We start from the raw sequence: 10,098 nt of genomic DNA, 5'->3' as shown, positions 1-10,098 counted from the left end.
CGGGTCTGAACCGGCAGGGCCGCGGGTAGCCCTCCGCCGTGCTCACCGAGGCTGCGGGTGGGCACGTAACATGGGGGTCGTGCCCGCGGTCCAGCCGCGGCGATGTGAACTATTTGCGCAGGTGAGAGGGCAGAAGTGGCCGAGTTTATTTACACTATGAAGAAGGTTCGCAAGGCGCACGGGGACAAGGTGATCCTCGACGACGTGACGATGTCCTTCTATCCCGGTGCGAAGATCGGCGTGGTGGGGCCCAACGGCGCGGGCAAGTCCTCGATCCTCAAGATCATGGCCGGCCTCGACCAGCCCTCCAACGGTGAGGCGTTCCTCGACCCCGAGGCCAGCGTCGGCATCCTCATGCAGGAGCCCGTGCTCGACGAGACCAAGACGGTCAAGGAGAACGTCGAGGACGGCCTCGGCGAGACCATGGTGCAGATCCGCCGGTACAACGCGGTGGCCGAGGAGATGGCCACCGACTACACCGACGAGCTCATGGAGGAGATGGGTCGGCTCCAGGAGCAGCTCGACGCGGTGGACGCCTGGGACGTGGACTCCCAGATCGAGCAGGCCATGGACGCACTGCGTTGCCCGCCGGGCGACTCGCCCGTCACCCACCTGTCCGGTGGCGAGATGCGCCGCGTCGCGCTGTGCAAGCTGCTGCTGAGCAAGCCCGACCTGCTCCTGCTCGACGAGCCCACCAACCACCTCGACGCCGAGTCGGTGCTGTGGCTGGAGCAGCACCTGGCCGCCTACCCGGGCGCCGTCCTGGCCGTCACACACGACCGTTACTTCCTCGATCACGTGGCGCAGTGGATCTGTGAGGTCGACCGCGGCAAGCTGCACCCCTACGAGGGCAACTACTCCACCTACCTGGAGAAGAAGGCCGAGCGCCTCGAGGTCCAGGGCAAGAAGGACCAGAAGCTGCAGAAGCGCCTCAAGGCCGAGCTCGAGTGGGTCCGCTCCGGCGCCAAGGCCCGCCAGTCCAAGTCCAAGGCGCGACTGGCCAAGTACGAGGAGATGGCGGCGGAGGCCGAGAAGCACCGCAAGTTGGACTTCGAGGAGATCCAGATCCCCACCCCGCCGCGCCTGGGCAACGTGGTGGTCGAGGCGGACAAGCTGCAGAAGGGCTTCGACGACCGTGTCCTGATCAAGGACCTGTCGTTCACCCTGCCGCGCAACGGCATCGTCGGCGTGATCGGCCCCAACGGTGTGGGTAAGACCACCCTGTTCAAGACGATCGTCGGGCTCGAGGAGCCGGACGCGGGGTCCGTGCGGGTCGGCGACACGGTCAAGCTGAGCTATGTGGACCAGTCCCGCGCGAACATCGATCCCGAGAAGTCGGTGTGGGAGGTCGTCTCCGAGGGCAACGACTTCATCGAGGTCGGCCAGAACGAGATGCCGTCGCGCGCGTACGTGAGCGCCTTCGGCTTCAAGGGCCCCGATCAGCAGAAGAAGGCCGGCGTGCTGTCCGGCGGTGAGCGCAACCGCCTGAATCTCGCGCTGACCCTCAAGGTCGGCGGCAACCTGATCCTGCTGGACGAGCCGACGAACGACCTGGACACCGAGACCCTCGGCAGCCTCGAGAACGCCCTCGAGGACTTCCCGGGCTGCGCCGTCGTGATCTCGCACGACCGGTGGTTCCTCGACCGCACCTGTACCCACATCCTCGCGTGGGAGGGCAACGTCGCCGAGGGGCAGTGGTACTGGTTCGAGGGCAACTTCGAGGGCTACGAGCAGAACAAGGTCGAGCGACTGGGCCCCGACGCCGCCCGCCCGCACCGGGTCACCCACCGCAAGCTGACGCGGGACTGACGCGCATGGGATCGCACGCCGCGCCCGACACGCAGACCCCCGGAGCCGTCCACCGGGTCCACATCCCCCTGCGCATCGCGGACTTCGTGGGCAAGCACGTCAACAACGTGCGGTTCCAGGAGTTCTCCCAGGACGCCAGACTGATGTGGTTCCGGGACAAGTTCGGCGTCCCCGGGTCACGGGTGCCGATCTCGCTGGCGCGGTGGATGGAGATCGACTTCCGCCGGGTCATCGGGTACGGCGCCACGAGCGTGTGGGTGGACGTCGAGGTCCTCCGGGTCGGCCGGACCTCGTTCACGATGAGGACCTCGATCGGGTCGGATTCCACGGGCCCGGAACCGTGCGCGGTCGTCGACACCGTGTTGGTGGTGACGGCACCGGACGAGACCACGACACTCGAGATCAATCCCGAGGAGCGCGCGGCGCTGCTCGGTGAGCGCGAGGAGGCGAGATGAGTCCCGGTGAGCAGACCCCGGACCGGGGGACGTTCCGCTGCACCCTGCAGGTGCGGTGGGCGGACTTCGACCAGTTCGGGCACGTCAACAACGTCAAGTACATCGAGTACGCGCAGGAGGCGCGGATCCTGTTCGTCCGCAGCCGCTTCGGCCCGTTCGGGCTCGGCAACCTGCCGCAGGTCGTGCGCCGGGTCGAGATCGACCACCTCCGTCCGGTGCTGCGGGACTCGACGTCCGTGGACGTGGAGATCGAGGTGGAACACGTCGGGACCACCTCGTACCAGATCAGGCAGACGATCTTCGACGCCGCGGGCGAGGTCTGTTGCGCGTTGCGCGTGGTGATGGTCGCCTACGACGCCTCCACCTCTACGGCCGTGGAGATCCCCACCGGGGTGCGTCATGTCCTGGAGGCCGCGCACCAGCGCGCCGCGATCACCGACGAGGGGCCCGCGGAGTGACCGAGCAGCTCGTCTACGAGGCCGGGGGACCGCTCGGTGCCTCCGGTGAGCCGGGACGGCGCGTGTTCACCGCGGCGCTGCCCGTCCGATGGTCGGATCAGGACCTCTACCACCACGTCAACCACGCGCGGATGATCACGCTCCTCGAGGAGGCCCGCATCCCGTGGCTCTTCGAGGAGGGCATCCCCACCGCCACCCTCACCGCCGGCGCGGTGATGACCGAGCTCGCCGTGAAGTACCGCGGCCAGATCACGCGCGCCGACGGCCCGATCCGGGTGCGCATGTGGTGCGAGAAGGTCGGCGCCGCCATGTTCGTGGCCCGTCACGAGGTCCGTGGGCGCGCCACCGGAGACTCGGCGCCCGCGGCGGTCGACTGCACGGCCACCATCGCCGCGTTCGACCTCGCCACCCAGCGGCCGCGTCGGTTCACGCCGGCCGAGCGGGAGCACCTGATGGAGTTCCGCCACGGGGCTCCGGCGTGACCCTGCCGGGCGCCGGCGGGGCGGAGGGAGTCGGCGGGACGGGGGACGACATGATCGCCGTGCCCGACCCCGCCGACCGGGATGACCTGCGGACCCTCCTGCGCCGGCTCCTCAGGCTCGACGAGGCGGCGGTGGTCCGTCTGACCAGCGGTGACGACGGACGGATGCGAGTGTGGTCCCGGACGCCCTTCGGCGCCCTGGTGGTCCGCGCAGTGGGTGGACACTGCCCGGGTGGCGACGTGGTGTGCGGAGCCGACCACCTGCTCACCGAACTCGACCTGCTGCCACGCGGCGACACCGCCGGTCTCGTCGACCCCGGGATGCCCCTCACCTCCTCCTGGCAGGGGTTGCTCCCGCCGACCGACGGTTTCCAGATGCTCGAGGCGATCCCGGCCCAGGTCCTGCTGGATCTGACCGAGTCCGGTCGCGGCGCAGCCCGCGAGAACGCCGGGCCGGCCGGCCTGCCGCCCTCGCTGCTGGACCAGGAGGTGCTCACCGTGCGCGCGGACACCGACAGTCCCGTGGGAGTGGACATGCGGACCGTGTTCTCCATAGTGATGTGTGGGTTCGTGCCCGAGCGGGCAGGGCGCGCACCGGAGGGTGAACCGGTCCGGGTGAGTGAGCGCGGGGCGTGGCTCCGGGTGGACGCCCGCTACGGCACGGCGTTCCGCCGGACCGATTCGCTCACTCTCGAGCCGCGATGACGCCACCGGGATTCTCGGTCTCCTGGCCCGGGAGGGGCGAGCCCGAGGTCCCGGGAGAGCACGGGCCGGCGCCGGAGGTCGCGACTCTGGTCCGGGATGCCGGCGGGCGGGTGACCGGCGCCGTCCTGGGCGGCGACGGGGCGCGGATCGCCGAGGTCGGTGACGTTCTGGGCGAGCTCGGCCTCGGGACCACGGGCGCGGCCCAGCTGGTGTACCTCGACCCGCCGTACAACCGTGGTGGCCGCTTCGACGGATACCACGACAACATGCCGCGACACCGGTGGCTGGGATACATCGAGCACCGACTGGTGGTGGCGCGCGGGCTCCTCGCCGAGACCGGCACCGTCTGGGTGCACCTGGACGACGCGGAGGCCCACCGCGTCCGCTGCGTGCTCGACGAGGTGTTCGGCTCGGATGCCTTCATCGCCGACCTCACCGTGGAGAGCAACCCCAAGGGGCGTCAGCTCGACCGGTTCTTCGCCGGATCCCACGACCGACTGATGGTGTACGCGCGGGATCCCGAGCGAGTCCGGCTGGCCGGCGGGGTCGCCTCCGCCGTCGACCCCTCCGACTTCCCGCACACCGCCGAGGACGGGGTCAACTACCGTCTGCTGCCGCTGCGCAACACCAACAAGCGGTTCAACCCGCGCACCACGCCCACCATGACCTACCCGCTCTACGGCGACCCGGACACCGGTGAGGTCTCCGTGGACCCCGCGCCCGGGCTCACCGAGATCCTCCCGGTGTTCGGCGACCTCAGTCCGGCAGTGTGGCGCTGGTCGCGCGATCGCGCGCAGGAGCGGAGCGACGAACTGGTCTGTCGGACGGTGCGGGGTCGGGCCGGGCCGCGGGTCGACGTCTACCAACGCGACCGGCACGAGGTGGGCCGGATCAAGAAGCTCAAGTCCATCTGGCTGGCCCAGGAGATCGGGTCCACCGACACCGCCCGCGCGGAGCTGCGCAGCGCGGGGGTCGACGGCTTCCGCACGCCCAAGCCGGAGGCGCTGATGCGGCGGATCGTGGAACTGGCGACCGAGGCGGACGACCTGGTGGTGGACCTGTTCGCCGGCTCCGGAACCACTGCCGTGGCGGCCCGCGACCTGGGCCGCCGCTGGGTGGTGGTGGAACGCAACCCGGAGACGGTCCGCGACGTGATCCTGCCGCGGTTGCGCGGCAGCGGGGCGTGACGCCGACCGACGCCGAGCGGCACGCTGACGGGATCCCCGAGGCTGATGGGAGCCCCGACGCTGATGGGAGCCCGACGCCGACGCGGGCCCGACGCTACCGGAGCTTGACGCTGCCGCCGTCCGCCATGAGCGTCTGCCCCGTCACGTAGCGGGCGTCCTCGCTGGCGAGGAACACCGCGACGCGGCCGATGTCCGCCTCGGGGTCGCCGAACCTGCGCATCGGGGTCCCGGCCAGCAGGTGTTTCTCGATACCGGGGTTGGCCTCGATGTACGCCTCGACCCCCTCGGTCAGGGCCAGCGGCGAGATCACGTTGACGTTGATCCCGTCCCGGGCCCATTCGTTGGCCGCCACCCGGGAGACGGCGCGGATGGCCTCCTTGGCCGCCGCGTACGAGGCCTGGGTGGGGCTGCCCTCGATGCCGGCGCCGGAGGCGAAGTTGATCACCGAGCCACCCGCGGTGGCCAGGTGCGGATGCGCGGCCTTCATCAGCCAGAAGGTGGGGTAGAACCCCGTGTCGAACGACAGGTCCAGCATCTCCCGGGTGGTCTCCACCAGCGGCGCCTGGCGAGACGCGTGGGCGTTGTTGACCAGGACGTCGAGGCGCCCGAAGTGCTCGACGGCCGTCTCGACGATGACGCGGGCGTTGTCCTCGACCGAGATGTCCGCCGCGAGGTAGCGGACGCTCTCACCCACTTCGTCGGCCAGGGCGCCGCCGGCGGCGTCGTTGATGTCGACGACGAGTACCCGGGCTCCCTCCTTGACGAACGCCCGGACGATGCCCCTGCCGATTCCTCCCGCGCCGCCGGTGACGATCGCCGTCTTCTCCGCCAACCTCATGGTTAATCCCCGTTCTTAGTGTGGTCGTAACCATACTGCGGTGTCCGGCGGGAGGATCCCGCCGGTGGGGGATTCCCCGGTGGGGGGTTCCGAGTCGAGTAGGCCTGAGGAGAGGGGCCCGGAGGAGAGCAGGACCTCGCCGAGGGGCAGTGGCACAGATCGGGCGGAGGCGTTGAGCGCGCACACCACGCCATCGTCGCGGCGGAACGCCAGGCATCCGGAGGGCGCCCCGTACCACTCGACCGACGCCGATCGCGGGCCCGGAAGCGACCGCCGGGTCTCGATGGCCGCCCGGTACAACGACAGCGTGGAATCCGGGTCCTCGATCTGGGCCTCGACAGTCAGGCGGCCCCAGTCGCCCGGCATCGGCAGCCAGGTGTGATCGGTGGTCGAGAAGCCGTAGGGCGGCGTGGAGCCCTCCCACGGGATGGGGACGCGGCAGTGGTCGCGACCCATCTCGGCGTGCCCGCTGCGTTCCCAGGTGGGGTCGGTCAGCCGGTCGTGGGGGATCGAGAAGTCGCTCGGCAGACCCAGCTCGGACCCCGCGTAGAGGAACGTGATCCCGGGCAGGGCAAGCTCCACCAGCAGCATCGCCCTGGCCCGGGCGGTGCCCAGAGCGCCGTTTCCGTACCGGGTCACCTCTCTGACCACGTCGTGGTTGGACAACGCCCAGGTGGGGGCCGAGTCGGCGATGCGGGAGGCCTCGAGCGTGGCGTCGATCGCCTCGCGCACCGCGCCGGCCTCGAAGGGGGCACCGGTCAGTGGGAAGTGGAACGCGAAGTGCAGCTCGTCGGGGCGGAGGTATCGGGCGAACCGGTCGGCCGGGCCCACCCACACCTCGCCGAAGGTCGCCGCGCCCGCGTACTCGTCGACGACGGCGCGGATCCGCCGGTGGACGTCGTGGACGCCGGGCCGGTCCCACCGGGCGTCGCGCTCGTCGACGACGAGTTGTGCGATCTCCACGTCGTCCGGCAGGTCGGCCAGGTCGGCCGGCTTGGCCAGACCGTGCGCCACGTCGATCCGGAACCCGTCGACCCCGAGGTCGAGCCAGAAGCGCAGGGTCTCCTCCAGGTCGTCGCCCACGTCGGGGTGCGACCAGTCCAGGTCCGGCTGCTCCGGGGCGAAGAGGTGCAGGTACCACTGCCCGGGCGTCCCGTCCGGCTCGGTGACGCGGGTCCAGGCCGGTCCGCCGAACACCGAGGGCCAGTTGTTGGGCGGCCGGGAGCCGTCCTCACCGAGCCCGTCGCGGAAGAAGTAGCGCTCGCGCTCGGGGCTGCCGGGTCCGGCCTCGACGGCGGCGGCGAACCAGGGGTGCTCGACGCTCGTGTGGTTGGGCACCAGGTCCATGATCAGGACCATCCGCGCGGCGTGCAGCGCCTCCACCAGCCGGCGCAGCGTCTCGCCGTCGCCGAACAACGGATCCACGTCGCGGGGATCCGAGACGTCGTAGCCGTGGTCCGCGCCGGGGGAGCGCATGATGGGGGACAGCCACACCCCGTCCACGCCGAGCAGTTCCAGGTAGCCGACGCGGTCGATGACGCCCTGCAGATCACCGGCTCCGTCGCCGTCGGAGTCGGCGAAGGAGCGCGGGTAGATCTGGTAGAGGACCATTTCCTCCCACGGCCGGGTGGCGTGGGCCGGGGAGGTCACATGTCCTCCGGGGTGTTGACCATCATGGCGGCGGCCCGGGTGAGGTACTCGACCATCGCCGCCCGGTGCTCGTCGTCCATGGTCTCGCGGTCGATCGTGTCCACGGCGGCGAGCATGTGCGTGAGCCAGGCGTCGTGAGCGGCGCGGTCCACGCGGAAGGGGTTGTGGCGCATCCGCAGCCGGGGGTGACCCCGTTGCTCCGAGTAGGTGGTGGGGCCGCCCCAGTACTGCTCGAGGAACATCCGCATGCGGTCCTCGGCCGGACCCAGGTCCTCCTCCGGGTACAGCGGGCGCAGCACCGGGTCGTCGGCGACCCGCAGGTAGAACTCGTGGACCAGCTTCCGGAACGTCTCCGCGCCGCCGATCTCGTCATAGAAGGTAGTGCTGCTCATGCTCCCCATCATGCCCGTGGGATCCGCCCGGGGGTCCGATCCACCACCCGTCGGTGACGGCCGCGAGGACACCGCGGACAACCGGTAGGCGGTGATCGCGCGCGAAGTGTTCATCGAGGGTGCATCATCGTTGCAGGCGAGGTTCACTACGTGCCCGGTTGACAGTGCTGCACTGGGCTCGGAGCAGACGAGCGGAGACCGACCATGGGCACAGCCGTGCGCGAGAACTCGGAGTACCGACAACCGGGGTCACGACCCCCTGTTCGACTCGAGCGTGTCCCGGACCCGCACGTCCCGCTGGCCTCCGCGCCCCGGGTTCTCCTGCTCAACGCCGGCTACGAGGCCCTCACCGCCCTCCCCGCCCGCCGCGCCGTGGTGATGTTGCTCGGTGGCAAAGCGGTGGTGGTCCACGATCACCCGGACGAGATCCTGGTCCGGTCGGTCGACACGGCCGTTCGCGTGCCCTCGGTGATCATGCTCCGCGAGTACGTCCGGATCCCGTACCGGGCGCAGGTGCCCATGACGCGGGCCGCCCTCATGCACCGCGACTCTCACCGGTGCGGGTACTGCAATGCCCGTGCGACCACCGTCGACCACGTGATCCCGCGCAGCCGCGGGGGAGAACACGTGTGGGAGAACTGTGTGGCCTCCTGCGCGCCGTGCAATCACCGTAAGGCCGACAAGCTCCTCTCCGAACTGGGGTGGGAACTGCGGGTGCCGTTGGTGGCGCCGAGGGGTCGGACGTGGCGGCTCGTCTCCCAGCTCCGCGAGATCGGCCCGTACTGGGAGGATTACCTGTACCTCGACGCCGCCTGATCCGGATCGAGGTGGGCGTTGGCGGTTCGCTGACGTCGCCTACTTCGGTGAGCAGTCGGGTGACGCCTCTGTTGCAGCGCAGGCAGCGGTGAATCGGGACAGCTCCACCGAGCTCCCCGGGAGCGGGGCATGGACGCCTCATCATTGATGAGACGTCCATGTCGGGGTTGTGGCGGGCGGGGCTGGCCTCAGCTCTGTGCGGGGTCGGCTTCGCTGATCGCCGACAGGGCGGCACGCAACCGGGCGTCGGCGTCATCGGCGACTTCACGCACCTGTGGGCTGCCGCTGAGCTGGACCATGGTCTGCGGGTCGATGGCCTCCACGGTGGTCTGCCCCTCGTCTCTGCCGCGGCGTACCACCACGTTGCACGGCAGCAGGACGCCGAGCTGCGGCTCGGCGGCGAGAGCCTTGCTGGCCAGGCCGGGGTTGCAGGCTCCCAGGATCACGTAGTCGCCCACGGCCTCGGCTGCCTCTTCGCCCAGTTTGGTGTTGAAGGTCGCATTGACGTCGATCTCGGTCAGGATGCCGAAGCCCTGGTCGGCCAGGGCGGCGCGGGTACGCTCCAGGGCCTGCTCGTAGGGCATCGGGACAGTGATGGTGCGGGTGTAGGTCATGAATGGTCCCTTCGATGGTTCGTCGACGGTATTGCCACTTCCGGATTCCAGGGTGTCAGGTTCGGCGGGGGTCAGGCCAGGGAGAGGAACAGCTTCTCCAGGTCCCGTCTGTCCAGGTCCTCCCCGGGGTTGGTCAGGCATTGTTCGAGGCCGCTGGCGATGATCGCGAAACCGGCCCGGTCCAGAGCCTTGGACACCGCCGAGAGCTGGGTGACGATGTCCGTGCAGTCGCGGCCCTCCTCGATCATGCGGACCACGGCTCCCAGCTGCCCTTGAGCGCGCTTGAGCCGGGTGAGTGTGGGTGTCAGTTCGACGCTGTCGAGTTGCATGGGGGTCTCCTGCCAGAGGTGCGAAGTTCCCTCACCATATACCCCGGGGGGTGTTTTGACTAGTTTTCCCTGTGTTCTGGCTGCGGGCTCTCCCGCCCTGTCCCGTTGGCTGCCGTGGCGAATCTCCTCGTCGGCAGGGGCGGGGGGTGGGCGGGCGGATCGTCGACCGTCCGGACAGGCCTGATCTCCGGCGCCGACAGCGGGGTCGAGTGATGCCGGACGGTCGAATGCTCGGACACTGCCTTGCCTGCACGTGCCCCGGGCCCCTCCGAGCCCGCTGGACGATGCCCCTGGGGGCATGTTGTCTATACCCCCTGGGGTATGTAGAGTCGTGGCACGCCCCTCGCAGGGAACCCGATCGACA

12 protein-coding genes are annotated in these 10,098 nt (G+C 69.9%); 7 read left to right on the top strand and 5 right to left on the bottom strand.

The annotated features are described in order from the left end of the window. The first annotated feature begins 135 nt into the window (after nt 1-135). From ettA to G6021_RS15340, 6 genes are read left to right on the top strand one after another with little or no spacing between them, the layout of a single operon-like run. Nucleotides 136-1,809 carry an energy-dependent translational throttle protein EttA gene (gene ettA / locus G6021_RS15365; protein ID WP_182618281.1) on the top strand — a complete coding sequence of 558 codons (1,674 nt, stop codon included), beginning with the start codon at nt 136-138 and terminating at the stop codon, nt 1,807-1,809. A 5-nt stretch (nt 1,810-1,814) separates the two neighbouring features. After that, complete coding sequence (locus G6021_RS15360; protein WP_182641655.1) at nt 1,815-2,264, top strand: acyl-CoA thioesterase; 450 nt, start codon at nt 1,815-1,817, stop codon at nt 2,262-2,264. Beyond that, complete coding sequence (locus G6021_RS15355; protein WP_179524888.1) at nt 2,261-2,722, top strand: thioesterase family protein; 462 nt, start codon at nt 2,261-2,263, stop codon at nt 2,720-2,722. The genes G6021_RS15360 and G6021_RS15355 overlap by 4 nt, the downstream gene beginning before the upstream one ends. Next, nucleotides 2,719-3,204 (top strand): acyl-CoA thioesterase, encoded by a 486-nt coding sequence (locus tag G6021_RS15350; RefSeq protein ID WP_179524889.1) that lies wholly within the window; start codon nt 2,719-2,721, stop codon nt 3,202-3,204. The genes G6021_RS15355 and G6021_RS15350 overlap by 4 nt, the downstream gene beginning before the upstream one ends. Next, entirely contained in the window at nt 3,201-3,908 is a 708-nt protein-coding gene (locus G6021_RS15345; RefSeq protein ID WP_259846860.1) for a hypothetical protein, read from the top strand. The genes G6021_RS15350 and G6021_RS15345 overlap by 4 nt, the downstream gene beginning before the upstream one ends. Next, a complete protein-coding gene (locus tag G6021_RS15340) occupies nt 3,905-5,095 on the top strand; it encodes a site-specific DNA-methyltransferase (protein WP_182641654.1) in 1,191 nt (396 codons plus the stop codon). Before G6021_RS15345 ends, G6021_RS15340 begins: the two co-directional genes overlap by 4 nt. Nucleotides 5,096-5,189: 94 nt before the next feature. Here G6021_RS15340 and G6021_RS15335 read toward each other — a convergent pair whose 3' ends face one another. From G6021_RS15335 to G6021_RS15325, 3 genes are read right to left on the bottom strand one after another with little or no spacing between them, the layout of a single operon-like run. Next, nucleotides 5,190-5,933, bottom strand: a complete 744-nt coding sequence (locus G6021_RS15335; RefSeq protein ID WP_182641653.1) for an SDR family oxidoreductase — start codon at nt 5,931-5,933, stop codon at nt 5,190-5,192. A 15-nt stretch (nt 5,934-5,948) separates the two neighbouring features. Beyond that, nucleotides 5,949-7,544: an alpha-amylase family glycosyl hydrolase gene (locus G6021_RS15330; RefSeq protein ID WP_182641668.1), complete on the bottom strand. Its 1,596-nt coding sequence runs from the start codon at nt 7,542-7,544 to the stop codon at nt 5,949-5,951. 35 nt (nt 7,545-7,579) lie between these two features. Beyond that, nucleotides 7,580-7,975: a globin gene (locus G6021_RS15325; RefSeq protein ID WP_179524892.1), complete on the bottom strand. Its 396-nt coding sequence runs from the start codon at nt 7,973-7,975 to the stop codon at nt 7,580-7,582. A 204-nt stretch (nt 7,976-8,179) separates the two neighbouring features. Between G6021_RS15325 and G6021_RS15320 the strand changes: the two genes are divergently transcribed. Further along, on the top strand, nt 8,180-8,791 hold the full coding sequence (locus tag G6021_RS15320) for an HNH endonuclease (protein WP_182641652.1): 612 nt from the start codon (nt 8,180-8,182) through the stop codon (nt 8,789-8,791). Between the two features lie 188 nt (nt 8,792-8,979). Here G6021_RS15320 and G6021_RS15315 read toward each other — a convergent pair whose 3' ends face one another. Both G6021_RS15315 and G6021_RS15310 read right to left on the bottom strand, forming a co-directional pair. After that, entirely contained in the window at nt 8,980-9,405 is a 426-nt protein-coding gene (locus tag G6021_RS15315; RefSeq protein WP_182618288.1) for a DUF302 domain-containing protein, read from the bottom strand. 71 nt (nt 9,406-9,476) lie between these two features. Beyond that, nucleotides 9,477-9,734: a metal-sensitive transcriptional regulator gene (locus G6021_RS15310; protein WP_182641651.1), complete on the bottom strand. Its 258-nt coding sequence runs from the start codon at nt 9,732-9,734 to the stop codon at nt 9,477-9,479. Nucleotides 9,735-10,098 lie beyond the last annotated feature (364 nt).

The sequence above is a fragment of the Dietzia sp. CW19 genome (genome assembly GCF_014145265.1).
In the GTDB taxonomy this organism is placed as follows: Bacteria; Actinomycetota; Actinomycetes; order Mycobacteriales; family Mycobacteriaceae; genus Dietzia; species Dietzia natronolimnaea.
The sequence above is the reverse complement of the archived record's forward strand: the minus strand, read 5'-3'. Positions and strand labels throughout refer to the sequence as shown.